12 protein-coding genes are annotated in these 15638 nt (G+C 74.7%); 11 read left to right on the plus strand and 1 reads right to left on the minus strand.

The window, feature by feature from the left end:
* The first annotated feature begins 6 nt into the window (after positions 1-6).
* From AB0D10_RS33265 to AB0D10_RS33275, 3 genes are read left to right on the plus strand one after another with little or no spacing between them, the layout of a single operon-like run.
* On the plus strand, positions 7-816 hold the full coding sequence (locus AB0D10_RS33265; RefSeq protein WP_360262695.1) for an ABC transporter ATP-binding protein: 810 nt from the start codon (positions 7-9) through the stop codon (positions 814-816).
* On the plus strand, positions 813-2219 hold the full coding sequence (locus AB0D10_RS33270; protein ID WP_360262696.1) for a hypothetical protein: 1407 nt from the start codon (positions 813-815) through the stop codon (positions 2217-2219). Before AB0D10_RS33265 ends, AB0D10_RS33270 begins: the two co-directional genes overlap by 4 nt.
* Complete coding sequence (locus tag AB0D10_RS33275) at positions 2216-2782, plus strand: hypothetical protein (RefSeq protein WP_360262697.1); 567 nt, start codon at positions 2216-2218, stop codon at positions 2780-2782. Before AB0D10_RS33270 ends, AB0D10_RS33275 begins: the two co-directional genes overlap by 4 nt.
* A gap of 492 nt (positions 2783-3274) precedes the next feature.
* Here AB0D10_RS33275 and AB0D10_RS33280 read toward each other — a convergent pair whose 3' ends face one another.
* Complete coding sequence (locus AB0D10_RS33280; RefSeq protein WP_360262698.1) at positions 3275-4693, minus strand: hydrolytic protein; 1419 nt, start codon at positions 4691-4693, stop codon at positions 3275-3277.
* A gap of 220 nt (positions 4694-4913) precedes the next feature.
* Here AB0D10_RS33280 and AB0D10_RS33285 point away from each other — a divergent pair, with 220 nt between their 5' ends.
* The 8 genes from AB0D10_RS33285 to AB0D10_RS33320 all read left to right on the plus strand — a co-directional run bounded on the left by AB0D10_RS33285 (position 4914) and on the right by AB0D10_RS33320 (position 14989).
* The gene (locus AB0D10_RS33285) at positions 4914-5741 is read left to right on the plus strand and encodes a LuxR C-terminal-related transcriptional regulator (protein WP_360262699.1); all 828 of its coding nucleotides are present in this window, start codon (positions 4914-4916) and stop codon (positions 5739-5741) included.
* 136 nt (positions 5742-5877) lie between these two features.
* Positions 5878-9150: a hypothetical protein gene (locus AB0D10_RS33290; protein ID WP_360262700.1), complete on the plus strand. Its 3273-nt coding sequence runs from the start codon at positions 5878-5880 to the stop codon at positions 9148-9150.
* Positions 9147-9878 (plus strand): DUF4255 domain-containing protein, encoded by a 732-nt coding sequence (locus tag AB0D10_RS33295; protein ID WP_360262701.1) that lies wholly within the window; start codon positions 9147-9149, stop codon positions 9876-9878. Before AB0D10_RS33290 ends, AB0D10_RS33295 begins: the two co-directional genes overlap by 4 nt.
* Positions 9875-12034: an ATP-binding protein gene (locus AB0D10_RS33300; RefSeq protein ID WP_360262702.1), complete on the plus strand. Its 2160-nt coding sequence runs from the start codon at positions 9875-9877 to the stop codon at positions 12032-12034. Before AB0D10_RS33295 ends, AB0D10_RS33300 begins: the two co-directional genes overlap by 4 nt.
* A 256-nt stretch (positions 12035-12290) precedes the next feature.
* Positions 12291-13841 carry a phage tail sheath family protein gene (locus tag AB0D10_RS33305; protein ID WP_360262703.1) on the plus strand — a complete coding sequence of 517 codons (1551 nt, stop codon included), beginning with the start codon at positions 12291-12293 and terminating at the stop codon, positions 13839-13841.
* A 58-nt stretch (positions 13842-13899) separates the two neighbouring features.
* On the plus strand, positions 13900-14340 hold the full coding sequence (locus tag AB0D10_RS33310; protein WP_189917863.1) for a phage tail protein: 441 nt from the start codon (positions 13900-13902) through the stop codon (positions 14338-14340).
* Positions 14337-14834, plus strand: coding sequence for a hypothetical protein (locus AB0D10_RS33315; protein ID WP_360262704.1), 498 nt, complete (start codon positions 14337-14339; stop codon positions 14832-14834). Before AB0D10_RS33310 ends, AB0D10_RS33315 begins: the two co-directional genes overlap by 4 nt.
* Positions 14831-14989 carry a DUF6760 family protein gene (locus tag AB0D10_RS33320; RefSeq protein WP_167344238.1) on the plus strand — a complete coding sequence of 53 codons (159 nt, stop codon included), beginning with the start codon at positions 14831-14833 and terminating at the stop codon, positions 14987-14989. The genes AB0D10_RS33315 and AB0D10_RS33320 overlap by 4 nt, the downstream gene beginning before the upstream one ends.
* The last annotated feature ends 649 nt before the right edge of the window (positions 14990-15638 follow it).

The raw sequence follows: 15638 nt of genomic DNA on the forward strand, positions 1-15638 counted from the left end.
GACCGCATGACACCCATGACGAGCGCGGCCGACACCGCGCCGAAGACCTATGCCTGGGAGATCCGGGCCGACGGGCTGAAGGTCCGCGTCGGACGGAAGAAGATGGCCGTCGACGGGCTCGACCTCTCCCTCGGCACCGGCACCCACGGCCTCCTGGGGCCCAACGGGGCCGGCAAGACCACCCTGATCCGGACACTGGCCACCGTACTGCGCCCCACCGAGGGCGAACTGGAACTGCTCGGCACCGCCGTGGGCGGGCTCGTCGACCACCGGGCCCTGCGGCGCCGGATCGGCTACCTGCCGCAGGACTTCGGCTACTACAAGCGCTTCACGGTGCGCGAGTTCGTCGAGTACATGGCCTGGTTGAAGGAGGTACCGAAGGCGGACGTCCCCGCGGCCGTCCAGCGGGCCGTGGAACGGGTGGGCCTTGCGGACCGCGCCGACCACCGGATGAAGACCCTGTCCGGCGGCATGGTGCGACGGGCCGGCATCGCCCAGGCCATCGTCAACGACCCGGCGGTACTGCTGCTGGACGAGCCGACGGCCGGTCTGGACCCGGCGCAGCGACTGCGCTTCCGCGAACTGCTGCAGGAACTCGGCCGGGACACCTGTGTGGTCGTCTCCACCCACCTGGTCGAGGACGTCGCGGCCGCCTGCTCCGACGTGGTGCTCTTCGCCGACGGGCGGCTCGTCTTCCAGGGCACCCCGGACGACCTGGCCGCGGCGGGAAGCCCCGAGCACCCCGGCGACAGCCCCCTGGAGCGCGGCTACTCGGCGCTGCTCCGCGACTCCGGCCGGCCGGGAGGCATCTGGTGAACGGACGTGTCCTGCGTACCGAACTGAGGCGCTCGGCCGCCCCCTGGCCGGGCATCGTCGTCCTGGCCGGCAGCCTGGCGGTGTTCTTCCTGATCGACGGGATCTGGTGGAAGGGCACCGCCGGGTGGACGGCCCAGTGGACCACCATGGCCATGTGGACCCGCTACCTGCTGGCCTTCTGGCTGCCGCTCGTGGTGGGCACGGGCGCGGTGTACGGGCTGCGCGAATCCCGTTCGCGGATGGCCGAACTGCTGGTGACCACGCCGCTGCCGGCCTGGCGCCGCGCGGCGCTGCCCGCCGGGGCGACGGCGCTCGCGACGGCGGCGGGCTTCGGCCTGCTGGTCCTCGTCGGTGGAGTCCAGGTGGCCCTCGGCCGGACCACCTACGCACCGCTCGGCTGGCTGCCGATCTCGCTGGTCGCGGTCCTGGCCCTGGTCGCGGGGGTCGTGTTCGGCATGGGCGTCGCGCGGGCGCTGCCCCATGTGCTCACCCCGCCGGCCCTGGTGGTGTCCTTCCTCGTGCTGACGAGCTTCCTGCGGTCGAGGACGGAGGGCCTGGTGCCGTCGCCGTCGGACAACGTGCCGAACCGGCTCCTCCTGCTGTCCCCGGTGGTCCCGGACCCGCGGGAGATGCTGCTGACCCTGTCCGGCTCCGTGCACGTCGGGCAGACGCTCTGGCTGCTCGGCCTGCTCGGCACCGGCTTCGCCCTGCTGTCGGCCGTGACCCGTCGGGCCCGGCTGCTCGCCGTGGTCCCCGTCCTGGTCGGCGCGGCCCTGGCCCTGCTGGTCCTCCCGGCCGCGCCGCGCGACAGCTACGTCGTCGACCGGACCGCCGCCGCCCTGGTCTGCGACGGTCCGGTCTGCGTGACGCGGGCGAACCGCGACCGCCTGGACGAACTCGCGGCGCGCGGTGACGAGGCACTGAGCGTGCTGCGCGGCCTCCTGGGCGACCGGGCACCGCACTCGGTGCGGGAGGACAACAGGCTGCGCGAGCTCAGTGGCGACCGCGAACTCTCCGACGACGTGGTGCTGGTCGACTTCGACGAACGGCTGTTCGCCGACGCGACCGGTGACGCCCTGACCCGTGCGCTGATCTCCCAGGGGCTGGCACCGAACTGCCACGGGAACAACGACCGCGAGGGCGGCGGGAGCAGCGGCGTCGCCGTCCAGAGCATCGCCGTGAGCTGGGCCCTCCACGACCCCCAGCTCCGACCGCTGCTGGAGAAGGGCACCGACCCGTACTCGCTCAAGGACTGGGCGGAGGCCGACCAGGCCTGGCAGAAGCTGACGGCGGCGGCACCGGCCGAGCAGCGCACCCGGATCGACGGGCTGCGCGCCGCCACCTTCTCCTGCGCGCCGGGTGACCCGCTCCTGCTGCTCGCGGGGGAGGCGTCGTCCCGATGAGGTGGCTGAGCCTGTACGCCCGTTCCCGGCAGATGCCCGGTGCGGCCGCCGCGATCGCGCTCGTCACGGCGGCCGCGTGGGCCCTCGTCGAGCCCGGCCAGGCGAACCTGGGGACGGCGGTCCTCGTCCTCGGCGCGCACGTGGCGGCGGCCTCGGCCGGGCTCGGCGGGCCGGACGTGGTGCTGGAGCGGACGGCCGCGATCCGGTGGATGCCCCGCCGGGTGGCGCACGTGCTGCTGATCGGCGCGGTCGCCGGTCTGATGCTGCTGAGCGCACGGACGGTGGGCGTGGACCTCGCCCCCGCCGAGGTCGTCGTCCGGGACAGCGCGGGCCTGGTCGGTCTGGCCGCGCTCGGGGCGACGCTGTTCGGCGCGGCGTTCGCCTGGACCCTGCCGACCGGCTGGCTCGGGGTCACCCTCCTCGTCCCGACTCCGGACGGCACCGTGGGGGAGGTGCTGAAGTGGATGGTCCATCCGCCCGGTACGGCGACGTCCGCCGCAGTCGCCTGGGCCCTGTTCGCGACCGGCACCGTGGTGTACGCCGTGGCAGGACCGAGGCGGTGACGAGGATGCCTGGCCGTACCGATGGAAGACCGCCCTGACGGGGCACCACACTGACGGAACGCCACGCTGCACGAACGCCGGAATGCCGGCCCCGATCCCGGGGCCGGCATTCCGGCGTTCGTGTGTGCGCTCCGCGTCGTGGCGGTGCGGGAGTGGCCCGCTTCACTGCCTCGCCGACGGGTCGTCAGCAGTGCGCCGGGGGCAGACTTCGCCGCCCGGGGGGACTGACCGGCTGCCCTGCGGGGCACGGTTCGGTTGCCCGCAAGGGCAGCCCGGGCCCGGTCGGTCCGGTCCTGCCGGGGGTGTCGGCAGGTGCCCTGACCGGCGGCGCTGTCCGCGCCGTGTTGACATGGTCACGGGGCGTGGGAGGAGATACGGGAGGGAGGGATCGGAGACGAACGGGTCGAAAGGGACCCGTCGCCATCGTCGGGGCGCCGGGCGTACCGTTCCGGTCCGGTTGCCCGGAGAGGGAAGGTCACGCTGTACGCCGCTTTAGTTCCCCTGCCTGATGTCGCTCAGAGCGCCGCTGATGTTGAGGAGTTCGTGGCACGTGGACGCCTGCTTGCCCGAGGCCGGGGTCCCCGGGGACTCGCAGGTTACGCTCGCCGTCACCGCCTGGTCCTCGGCCACCTGGATGGGGGTCACCCAGTGGTAGTCCTGGTTGCGGAAGGTCTCCAGGGCGATCGTGGTGATCGTCTGGTTTCCGGCCGTGATGGTGATTAGCCCTTGGTCACCCTGGAAGTTGGCGACCACGAGGTCCGTGATGTCGAAGACCTTGCCGTGCGGCACCTGGTAACTGCCCACGGCGGACGAGGCGTTCGCGCTCTGCACGTCGATCGTGGCGGAACTCTGCTGGCCGGTGCCCGGCACCGCCAGCCCGCCCGGGCCGGAGTTCCGGCCGCCGGTGCCGGGGCTCGACTGCCCGGCGCCCGGCTTGGACTGGCCGCCGGGGCTCCCGCCCGGGGAGGCCGTCGGCGCACCGGGCGCGGAGGCGCCGGGGGTCGCGGCCGGGGTGGGGGCGGCGCTCTGCTGGGCGACGGCCTGCTCGGCGGCCTGCTTCGCGGAGCTGCGCACCGCCGGGCGGACCAGGGCGAACCAGGCCAGCAGCAGCGCGAGCAGCGCCGCCAGGAGAGCGAGCAGCCACTTGGGGAGGATCGGCAGTTGGATGAACTCACCGTCCAGGCGCTGACGCTGAACGGCCGTCAGGGGATCGGCCGGAGCGGTCCCGGACGTGCCGTCCGTGCCGCCGCCGGTGGTCCCCGCGGCGCCGGCGGCCTCCTTGCCGTCCGGGCCCTTGCCGCCCGGGGCGTCCTGCGGGCCCACCGTGGCCTCGAACGGCCAGGCGGCGGGCTTGCCGAACCAGATCAGCTTGCGGGTCCGCGCCTGCAGCCGCAGTTCGGCGGACTCGCCGGGTTCCAGCCGCAGCCGCTCCGGGGTGACCCGGAACCGCAGGTCCTCCCCGGCCTGGCCGGGCGTGAGGACCACCGTGCCGGGCGTGTTCCCGAGGTTGCGCACCGAGGCGCGGTAGCGTCCGCGCAGCCAGCCGCGGCGGCGGCGCGGTGCGAGCGCCGCCTGCAGCTCGTGGAAGGGCGTCACGGTGACGACGGCCTCCGGGACCGTCACCAGCTCGGGTCGTTCGGCCGGCAGCACCCGGATGCCGAGGGGGAACTCACCGGCCCGTGCGGCGGGGGATCGCGGCGGGGCCAGACGCACCGTCACCGTCTCGGACGTCCCGGGAAAGAGGGAGATCCGGGCGGGCTCGACCGTCGTCCACGCGGCGCAGTCGCCGACCACCTCCAACGAGTACGCCTCAACGATGTCAAGATCGTTACGTACCGTCAGGGTCGTGGTGGCCACGCCACCGGGCGCCACCGTGATGGCGGGCAGGCCGAGTTCGGCGGATGTGGTCATAGCGTGACGGTAGGCCTGTCGGCGCGTCGGATGAGAGGGCCGTGCGGGCAAGCTGTGGGCACACCCCTTGCCCGCGGGGACCGACCGACCCTGCCCGGCGCCGTCACGGCGCACCCCGCGAGCCGGGCGCCCGCACCACCCCGGGCCGACGACCGGCGCCTTCCCGCCGCGGCGACCGGCCGTCACCACCACGGGTCCACTGAGGAAATGGAGTAGTTCGATGACATCGACCGATACGTCCCGCGCCTGCCGTGAGGAAGCCGTCACCACCCTGCGGGCGCTGGTGCCCCCGCAGCCCGGCAGCTCCCGCACGTCCGGCACCGCCCGTCCCTCCACCGGCACCAGGACGTCCGCCGGCGCCACCAGGACGGCCGGCACCACCAGGCCGTCCGGGCCGGTCACCTCCGCCCAAGTGCGGGGGAAGCCGGCCCAGGTGCGCGTGGCGGTCTACGCCGAGGACCTGATCCTGCAGACCGGCGTGGTCCAGCAGTTGCGCCAGCGGCCCGAGGTGGAGCTGCTCAACGAGAGCGAGGCGGCGCGGGCGGAGGTCTCCCTGCTGGTCGTCGACGCCATGACCGAGGCGGTGGCCGAGCACCTGCGCCGGCTGCGGCTCGCCACCTCGGGCGCCATAGGCCTGGTGGTGGGCCACTTCGAGGCCGGCGGCCTGCAGACGATCGTCGAGTGCGGGGTCGCCGCCGTGCTGCGCCGCTCGGAGGCGGACCAGGACCGGCTGGTGCACCTCATCACGGCCCTGGCCAACGGCGAGGGCGTGATGCCCGGGGACCTGCTCGGCGAGCTGCTCGACCGGATCGGGATGCTCCAGCGCACCATGCTCGACGGGCGGGGCCTGACCCTGTCGACCCTGACGGCCCGGGAGGCCGAGATGCTCCGGCTGGTCGCCGACGGCTTCGACACCAGTGAGATAGCCGCCAAGACCTCCTACTCCGAGCGCACCGTCAAGAACGTGCTGCACGAGATCATCACGCGTCTCGGACTGCGCAACCGGGCGCACGCGGTGGGGTACGCCATGCGGCGCGGCCTGATCTGAGGGGCGCGCGGTCGTGGCCGCCTGCCCTCCGGGGACACCCGTTGTTACCCCCGGCTCGGGCGTCCGGGCTCTGTTCCCGGGCTTCCGGGCCGGGGAGACTGCGGGAAAACGCCCCTGCCAACCTGTGAGGTCGAGCGTGATCGGCGCCACCGCCACTCCCCGCTCCGTCCGGCGGCCGGCCCGAGCCGCCGTCGCGGTCCTGCTCGCGCTGGCGGCGGCCGTGGTGACCCTGGGCACCGCCGCCCCCGGTGGGCAGGGCGCCCCCGTGGCCCCGGCCGCCGCCGCCGAGCCGACCGCCGGACGGATCGTCTTCGCCGGCACCAACCACCGAGGCCTCGGCCGGGTGACCGGTGCGGCGGCCAGCACCCCGCTGTTCGGGCCCGGCCCGGTCCACTTCGACCAGGACCCCTCCGCCCGCGGCGACGAACTGGTCTTCACCAGCCTGCGGGACGGCCCGCTGCCCCAGGTCTACCTGCGCGACGCGGCCGGTGCGGTGCACAAGCTCACCACCGGCATGGACACCGCCCACCCCGCGCTGGCCCCGGACGGCAAGGCCGTCGTCTTCGAGTCGGTGGAGCCCGGGACCGGCGGGAAGCCCCAGCACGTCCTGTGGGTGGTGAACCGGGACGGCGGCGGGCTGCGCCGGCTGACCGACGGCTCGGCCGACGAGACCCACCCGACCGTCTCGCCCGACGGCCGGTGGGTCGCCTACGCCTGCACCGGCGACCCGGCGCACACCCAGATCTACCTGCGGCCGTTCACCGGCGGCGCGCCGACCAAGGTCACCGACGTGACCACCGGCGACGCCGTCGACCCGACCTGGAACCCGGTCGACGACGACGCGCACCGCAACCAGATCGTCTACACCTGGGACAAGGGTGCCGACCAGGGCCGGACCCTGATGCTCACCTCGCCCACCGGCGGCGACAAGGCCTTCTTCCTCCGCACCGGCTCCACCTGGCGGACCGGCTCCGCCTCCTGGCTGGCCGACGGCAGCGGAGTCCTCTTCCTCAGCTCCGACCTGCTCACCCCCGCCACCCCGCCGCAGCGGCCCGAACCGCCCACACCACCGGTCGTCAACCTGTACCGCGCGCCGACCTGCTCCTGCGACGACCCCAAGGTGCTCTACAGCACCGACCGGTTGATCGCGACCCCGGCCTGGCTGGGCAGCCAGGACAAGGGCGGGCCGGTGGTCGAGCAGACCAGCGCCACCGCCTCCGACATCGCCGACCTGCAGGACGTCCGCCCCGACGGCTCCGACCCGCGCGACCTTGGCGTCAGCGTGCTCACGGAGGACCCGGCCGCCGCCACCACCACCGACCCCGACCCGGCGGCCGACCCGCTCTTCCACCCCCGCCCCGGCTACGACCCCTGGTTCGAGCGGCAGGGCTACACGCCCGACGGCCGGCAGATCGTGGTCACCCGCTACGAGGACTCGCCGGCCGGGCGGATCCAGCGGATCTGGCTGACCGACGCCGACGGCGCGAACCCGCACCCGATGAACCTGGCCGGCCGCGGCCCGCTCGACCGGGACACCGACCCCTCCGTCTCGCCGGACGGCCGGCTGATCGTGTTCAGCCGCAGCTCCCCGGGCGGCGGCGGGCAACCGGCCCGCCCGGGCCGGGTCCTGATCGCCCAGGTCTCCACCGGGGCGATCGTCGGCACCGTCCAGCCGCCGGCCGGCCAGCCGGGCGCATCGGACGGCCAGCCCTTCTGGTCCCCCGACGGGAAGCTGATCGTCTTCTCCCGGAGCGCGGTGATCAACGGCAACGCCGGCAACCTGCACCTGTGGACCGTGCCCGCCGACGACCTCGGCAAGCAGACCGACCTCAGCCGGACGGCCTGCCCGGGCGCCTGCGACGTCATCGACGACAGCCCCGCCTTCTCGCCCGACGGCCGGCGCATCGCCTTCAACCGCAAGGGCGGTGACGGCGGCAACAACCAGCGCAACGGGGTGCTGACCATGGCGCCCACCGGCGGCGACTGCACCGTCCTGCTGCCCACCGGGCTCCGCGGGCAGAAGGACGCCTGCACCCGGCCGCTGCCCGACACCTCCGAGTCCGGCCCCTTCCAGCCCCGCGACGTCGCCTGGACGGCGAACGGCGCGCAGCTGGTGCTCACCTCCCGCCGGGCCCTGCCGCCCAACTCGCCGGAGGGACTGGCCGTCTACGACTTCGCGTCCGGCACGCTCACCCCGCTCGCCCGGCGGCTGCCGGGCCGTCAGAAGGAGCCCGCCGTCCAGCAGTCCGTCGACCTGGCGCTGAGCGCACCCGAGCGGACCCCCGCGGTCCCGGTCGGCGGCGGCACCGACGTGACGATCACCGTCACCAACAGGGGCCCCGCGCCCTCGCCCGCCACCGTCCTCACCGCCTCGGTGCCCACCGGCGCCCGGCTCGGCGCACTGACCACCAAGGTCGGGCAGTGCGATGCCGCGGCGTTGCGGTGCGACCTCGGCACCCTGGCACCCGGCGCGGTGGTCAAGGTCACCGCCCGGCTGATCGGCACGAGCACCGGCACCCGGGAGTTCGGCTGGAGCGTCACCGGGACGGTCGTCGACCCCAACCCCGGCGACGACTCCGCCCGGACCCTCCTGCCGGTGATGGACCCGCCGACCCCCTCGCCGACGCCCACACCGTCACCGTCCGCGTCGCCGAGCCCGAGCCCGACACCGACCCCGGCTCCGACCCCCACCACCACGCCGACCCCCGTACCCCCGCCCCCCGCACCCGCACCCGCACCTGCACCCGCGCCGGCCCCGCCGCCGCAGGCCGGCCCCGGAGTGTCGGTCGACGCCCAGCCGAACCCCGGCTACGTCGGCGGCCACGTGACCGTCAGCTACACGGTGCGCAACACCGGCCAGGCCCTCGCGACCGGGCTGCGGCTGTCCCTCGGCCTGCCCGCCGGGGTGCCCACCGAGGCGCTGCCCCCGGGCTGCCGGGCCGGGACCTGCCAGCTGGCCGACCTCTCCCCGGGCGGCAGCCAGGTGGTCCGGGTGGTGCTGTCACCCGACGCGCCCCTGCAGACCACCGTCACCGCGGAACTGACCACCACCGGCACCGACGCCGACCCGGGACCGCACCGGGCGAGCACCCCGCTGCGCATCCTGCAGCCCCGCATCGTCGCGGTGCCGCCGATCGGCAAGCCCGGCTTCGTGACCTCCGTGCGCGGCGTGGACTTCCCGCCCGGCGTCCCGGTGAGGTTCACCTGGCAGCCCGGCATCACCGCCGCGGCCGCCCCCACCTACCCCCGGGCCGACGGGACCTTCGCCGGCCAGTTGCTCATCCTGCCCAAGGACGAGACCGGCCCGCGGACCATCACCGCCGACGGCCCCGGGTTCTCCCCGGTGACCACCCCGTTCCTCGTGGTCGAGGGCAGCATCGGCCCGCCGGGGGAGGTGGAGCGGCGATGATCCACGAGGTCGACGAGGCGCTGCGGCTCCTGCTCGCCGAGGCCGGACTGCCGGAACGCGGCGTCGAGGTGGTCTTCGACGCGCCCACCCGGGACTTCACCGCCCGGCGCACCGCGCCGACGGTCAGCGTCTTCCTCTACGGGATCCGTGAGGAGACGGACCGCCGGCAGGCGGGCGAGGTCGCCGAGTACGACGCGGACGGCGTGGTGGTCGCCCACCGCGCCGCGCCCCGCTGGTTCGAGCTGGCCTACCTGGTCACCGTCTGGACCAACCGGGCACAGGACGAACACCGCCTGCTGGCCGAGGTGCTGCAGTGCCTGACGGCCGTGGACGCGCTGCCCGCCCGGACGCTCACCGGGACGCTCGCGCAGCTCGGACTCACCGTCGGGCTCGACATCGCGGGGCGCGACACCGGACTGCCGTCGGTCTCCGACGTGTGGTCCGCGCTCGGCGGGGAGCTGCGGCCCTCGATCGACCTCCGGGCGCTCGCCCCGCTGCCCGGCGGGCGCAGCCCCGTCGGGCCGCCGGTCACCGAGGGCCTGGTGGTGCACGTCCAGGACACCGGCCGGGACGCCGGCGCCGCCGCCGGGGACGGTGCGGCGCCCGCCGACGGCCCGGGCCGACGACTGCGCTACCACGGCGCCACCGACCCGGGACCGGACGGCTTCGCCGCTCACCGGGACCGCGAGCTGCCGCCGGGCCGCCGGGCACGGGGGAGGACACGATGAGCATCGACCTCGGACCGGCCGCACCGGTCACGGCGGCCGCCACGGCGGCCGCGCCCGTCGTGGCGGGCCCCGGCCCCGACCACCTCTGGGAACGGCTGCAACGGGTCGAGCAGCGGGTCAGGACCGCGGTGCGCGAACGCCGGGCCGACGACCCGGACCCCGACGACCCTTACCGCGGCCAGTACCTCGGCCCGGACGCGGTGGAGCGGATCCTCGCGGCCTCCGCCGCGTCGGGCGCCGGCGGGGCCGCCCTCGGCGACGGGCCCGCGCCGCCGCCCCCCGGCTCCCGGCTCGCGCGGCTCGGCGGGGCCTTCGGGCTGCTCCCGCTGGACCTCGAACTCCTGCTGGTGGCCCTGGCCCCCGACCTCGACACCCGCTTCGAACAGCTCTACGGCTACCTCAACGACGACCTGACCCGACGCCGGGCGACCGTCGGACTGGCCCTCGAACTGTGCGGCCTGCCGGGAGCGGCCGGCGCCGGCCGCTCCCGCTTCTCGGTACGGGCCCCCCTGGTCGCCGGCGGCCTCCTGGAGGTCACCGAGCCGGAGCGTCCGCTGCTCTCCCGCACCCTGCGGGTGCCGGAGCGGGTGACGGCCCACCTGCTCGGCGACGACGAGCTGGACGGCGCGCTCGCCGGGCTGGCCCGCCGCGCGGCCGCCGGTGCGGACGCGGCCGGTGCGGTCGGCACCGGTGCGGCCGCGGAGTTCGTCGAGCGGGTGCTTGCGGCCGCCGCGACCGGCGGGCTGGTGCACCTGCTGGACCGGGGCGGGCACGCCGTGCCGCCGGCGGTGGCCGCCCTCGCGGCCGACGGACGGGCACCCCTGGTCGTCGACGCCGGCGCGCTGGCCGCCCGCCCGTCGCCGGGCACCGTGCGGGTGCTGGCCCGCGAGGCTCGGCTGGGCGGGGGCGGCGTGGTGTTCGGCCCGCTGGACCGGCTCGAACCCGAACGGCCCGAACGGGCCGCCCTGTTGCGCGAGCTGTGCGCGGAACTCACCGGTGTGCCGCTGGTCGTGTACGGGTCGCAGGTGTGGGACCCGGCCTGGGCGCGGGAGAGCCCCGTGGTGCTCACCGTCCCGCCGCCGGACGCGCACGGCCGGGCCGCCCGTTGGGCCCGGGCGCTGGGCGCCCGGCCGGACGGGCGGGAACCGGAGCCGCTGAGCGAGGAGCTCACCGAGGCGGTGGCCGCCTACCGGGTGGACCAGGAGCAGCTGGAGCGGGCCGCCGCGGTGGCGGTCAGGACGGCCGCCGCCGAGCGGCGCCCGGTGCGCGCCGAGGACGTCCGGTCCGCGGTGCGGGCGCAGAACGCGGCCGGCCTGGCCCGCCTCGCCCGCCGGATCGAACCCGGCGTCGGCTGGGCCGACCTGGTGCTGCCCGGTCCCACCGCGGGCCGGCTGCGCGAACTCGTGCTGCGGGCCCGCCACCGCGACCAGGTGCTCGGGAACTGGCGGATGCGGCCCGGCGGCGGCCGGGGCAACGGCGTGATCGCCCTGTTCGCGGGGGAGTCGGGCACCGGCAAGACGATGTCGGCCGAGGTGGTCGCGGCGGAGCTCGGCATGGAGCTGTACGTCGTGGACCTGTCCACCGTGGTGGACAAGTACGTCGGCGAGACCGAGAAGAACCTGGAACGGATCTTCACCGAGGCCGCGCAGGTGAACGGCGTCCTGCTGTTCGACGAGGCGGACGCGCTGTTCGGGAAGCGCTCGCAGGTCAAGGACGCGCACGACCGCCACGCCAACGTCGAGACGGCCTACCTGCTCCAGCGCATGGAGTCGTTCGACGGGATCGCGGTGCTGACGTCCAACCTGCGCGCCAACCTGGACGAGGCGTTCACCCGGCGACTGGACGTCATCGCGGAGTTCCCGCGGCCGGACGAGGCACAGCGACGGGTGCTGTGGGACCGCTGCCTGGGGCCGCGGCTGCCCCGTGGTGACGACCTCGACCTGGACTTCTGCGCCCGGCACTTCGAACTCACCGGCGGCTCCATCCGGGCCTGTGCGGTCTCCGCGGCCTACCTGGCAGCCGGGGCGGGTGCCCCGCTGGGCATGGCGCAGTTGGTCGCCGCGGTGGTCGGCGAGTACCGCAAACTCGGCCGGCTGGTGCTGGAGAGCGAGTTCGGGCCCTGGCTGGGCGTCCTCGGGGACGCCGGGCGGCTCTGACCCGCCACCGCCCGGACAGTGGCGGGGTCTAGGCGGGGTCTCGGCGGGTCGTGGGGGCCGGGTCGGCGGGTCAGGCAGCTCGGTCGGATCGGCGGGGCGGTGGGCCCGCCGCAGGTCGGACGGGTCCGCGCGCACCCGTCGGGTGCCCGCCGGGGCAGTCGTTCTTGCCCCCGGTCCGGGACCTGCGGACATGTCCCCGGGCGGGGGTCGGGCAGCAGACTCGTGGACGAATGACCGGCCACCCGAAGGAGCGCGAATGCCGTCCTACCTCACCCCGGGCGTGTACGTGGAGGAGGTCCAGTCCGGTGCCCGGCCGATCGAGGGGGTCGGCACCGCCGTCGCCGCTTTCGTCGGCTTCGCCGAGACCGGTCCTTTCCACGAGCCCACGCTGGTGACCAACTGGGACCAGTACGTCCAGCGGTTCGGCGGATTCACCGAGGGCACCTACCTGGCCCACTCGGTGTACGGGTACTTCGCCAACGGCGGCGGCTCCGCCTACGTCGTGCGGGTCGGCGACCCGGCCCGGCGGACGCCCGGCGCCGCCCCGGCCGCTGCCGTCGGCGCGCCCGTGCCCGTCGCGATCGCCGGCTTCCTCTTCACGGCGCTGCCCGGCGCGGGCGGCGGGGTCACCCTCGAAATCGCCGACGTCGAGGGTGACAACGTCCCCGAGGACCGCTTCCGCCTGCTGGTCCGCCGCGGCGCCGAGGTCGTGGAGACGTACGACGTCTCGACCCGCAAGAGCACCAAGGGCTACGTCGTCACCCAGCTGCGCGAGTCGAAGCTGGTCGCCGTCGTCGAGCAGCCCGGCACCGCGCCGAGCCGCCCCGAGCGCACGACCCACGCCCTCGCCGCCGCCCCGGCGCCGGCGACCGGGCCCGTCGCGGCCCCGGCCGGCCGGCTCGACCCCGCCGAGTACGTCGGCGACGCCGCCGCCCGGACCGGCTTCTCCGGCCTGGAAGCGATCGACGAGATCACCATGGTCGCGGTGCCCGACCTGATGAGCGCCTACCAGCGCGGCGACATCGACGGCGAGGGACTGCGGACCGTCCAGCTCGCCGTGATGTCGCACTGCGAGCAGATGGGCGACCGGATCGCCGTCCTGGACCCGCCGCCCGGCCTCAACGCCCAGCAGATGCGGACCTGGCGCAACGACGAGGCGGGCTTCGACTCCCGCTACGCCGCCCTGTACTACCCGTGGATCAAGGTCTTCGACCCGGCGACCGGCCGCAACGTGATGGTCCCGCCGAGCGGGCACGCCGCCGGGGTGTGGGCGCGCAGCGACGCCGAGCGCGGCGTGCACAAGGCGCCCGCCAACGAGGTCATCCGCGGTGCGGTCGACCTGGAGATACGCCTCAGCAAGGGCGAACAGGACCTGCTGAACCCGATCGGCGTCAACTGCGTGCGGGCCTTCCCCGGACGCGGCATCCGGATCTGGGGCGCGCGCACCCTCTCCTCCGACCCGGCCTGGCGCTACCTGAACGTGCGCCGGCTCTTCAACTACCTGGAGGAGTCCATCCTCCTGGGGACCCAGTGGGTCGTCTTTGAACCCAACGACGACCGGCTGTGGTCCAGCATCCGCCGGAACATCACCGCGTTCCTCACCGAGGAGTGGCGGCGCGGCGCGCTGTTCGGCCAGACCGCGGCCGAGGCCTTCTACGTCAAGTGCGACCGCGAGAACAACCCGCCGGAGTCCATCGACCTCGGCCAGGTGATCTGCGAGATCGGGGTCTCTCCGGTGAAGCCGGCGGAGTTCGTGGTGTTCCGGCTGTCCCAGTTCTCAGACAGCACGAGCCTCGTCAACGAGTGACCGGCACCCGTATTACCCGGTACCCGGTCGGCACCCCATCGGAAGGTGACAACTAGTCATGGCTGAAGGCGATCCGCTCTCCACACACATCTTCGGCGTCCAACTCGGCGGCTACAACGTCGAGTCCGTCAAGGAGATCAGCAATCTGACGGTCGACCAGGAGGTCGTCGAGTACAAGCAGGTGACCCAGGAGGGCAAGCTGATCGTCCGCAAGCAGCCGGGCGCCCGGCTGCCCGGCGAGGTGACGATCACCCGCGGCCTCGACAAGAGCGGCGCGTTCACCACCTGGATCAAGGAGACCCTCAACAACGGGGCGATCAACACCGCGCGGCAGAACCTCACCATCGAGGTCAAGGACACCACCGGTGCCACCCTGCGGCGGATCCAGCTGACCAATGCCTGGGCCAGCCGCTGGGAGGGCCCCACGCTCACCGCCGGCGAGTCCAGCGCCGCGACGGAGACCGTGACCATCGTGTTCGAGGAGATCAGCGTAGAGTGAGGCGACGGATCGGCCTTGACGAACTCCTGGAACGGGCCCCGGCCCCGCAGAACACCGCGCCGCCGCAGCAGCAGCCCGCGGGTCCGGCGGGACCGGCCGGAGCGCCGGGCTCCCGGGGGCAGGCACCGCACACCGAGTTCGACTTCGAGCTGCCGCTCGGCTACGTCGACGACGAGGGCACCGTCCACCGGCACGGCACCATGCGCCTGGCCACCGCCCGCGACGAGCTGATGCCGCAGATCGACCTGCGGGTCAAGGAGAACCCGGCCTACCTGAGCGTGGTGCTGCTCAGTCACGTCATCACCAGGCTGGGCGACCTCACCGACGTGCACGCCGGGATCGTCGAGCGGATGTACGCCACCGACGTCGCGTTCCTCCAGGACCTCTACCAGCGGATCAACAGCGAAGGCCACACGCGCGCCGCGGTGACCTGCCCGCACTGCGACGGCGCCTTCGAGGTCGACCTCGCCGGTGGGCGCCTGGGGGAATCGTGACGTACGCGCCTGCTCGGCTGTACGAGGAGATCGCGTACATCGCCTACCACTTCCACTGGCAGCGGGAGGACATCCTCGACCTGACCCACCGTGAACGCGGGCAGTGGGTGCGCGAGATCGCCCGTCTCAACACCCGTGTCAGTGAAGGAGGGTGAGCCGGGTGGGGCTTCGGGACTGGATCGGCCGCCGGAGGGCGGACGAGTCGACGGCCGGGTCGTCGGCCGATTCACCGACGGCGCTGCCGTCGGTGACGACGGCCGGCGGCGCGAGCGGTGACTCCGGCGCCGCCGGGGCCGTCGGCGCTGTCGGAGGTGCCGACGGCGTGGCTCGGCGTCGTCCGCCGACGGGGGACGGGGGGTGGCGCGCGGTGCGGCCACTGGCCCCGACCCTGGCGACCCCGGCGCACGGGGTCAGCGACGGCCTGAGGTTCCGGTCCCGTCTCGCCTCCTGGCAGGACCCCTCGCTGAGCGGTCCGCTCGGCCACGCGGTCCTGCCGTCCGCGCCGGTCGGCATCCTTCGGGCGATGGCGGTACCGGTCGCCCCGGCCGCCGCCGTCGCGGGCGGGACCGGACTGGCGATGCCGGTCGCCCCGGGTGCGCCCGGCGCGGCCGGGTCCGGGGCCGCGGAGGCGCAACCGGCGGCCGAGCCCGGGGAGTCCGGGCAGCCACGACCGGTCCAGCGGGCCGGTGCGGTGCGGCGGCTTCCCGTGCGCTCGGGACCAGGGGGAGCGGTCTCCGTACAGCACCCGGCGGTTGGGCCACTCGCGCAGCAGGTAGGCGAGCCAGACCAGTCCGAAGCCGATCC

Source organism: Kitasatospora sp. NPDC048545 (assembly GCF_040651155.1).
Lineage (GTDB): Bacteria > Actinomycetota > Actinomycetes > Streptomycetales > Streptomycetaceae > Kitasatospora.

What these genes read in the sequence shown, in the direction of transcription:
- AB0D10_RS33305 (WP_360262703.1), top strand. Translation starts at nt 12,291, where the DNA reads ATGCCGTCCTACCTCACCCCGGGCGTGTACGTGGAGGAGGTCCAGTCC.
- AB0D10_RS33300 (WP_360262702.1), top strand. Translation starts at nt 9,875, where the DNA reads ATGAGCATCGACCTCGGACCGGCCGCACCGGTCACGGCGGCCGCCACG.
- AB0D10_RS33275 (WP_360262697.1), top strand. Translation starts at nt 2,216, where the DNA reads ATGAGGTGGCTGAGCCTGTACGCCCGTTCCCGGCAGATGCCCGGTGCG.
- AB0D10_RS33280 (WP_360262698.1), bottom strand. Translation starts at nt 4,693, where the DNA reads ATGACCACATCCGCCGAACTCGGCCTGCCCGCCATCACGGTGGCGCCC.
- AB0D10_RS33310 (WP_189917863.1), top strand. Translation starts at nt 13,900, where the DNA reads ATGGCTGAAGGCGATCCGCTCTCCACACACATCTTCGGCGTCCAACTC.
- AB0D10_RS33295 (WP_360262701.1), top strand. Translation starts at nt 9,147, where the DNA reads ATGATCCACGAGGTCGACGAGGCGCTGCGGCTCCTGCTCGCCGAGGCC.
- AB0D10_RS33285 (WP_360262699.1), top strand. Translation starts at nt 4,914, where the DNA reads ATGACATCGACCGATACGTCCCGCGCCTGCCGTGAGGAAGCCGTCACC.
- AB0D10_RS33265 (WP_360262695.1), top strand. Translation starts at nt 7, where the DNA reads ATGACACCCATGACGAGCGCGGCCGACACCGCGCCGAAGACCTATGCC.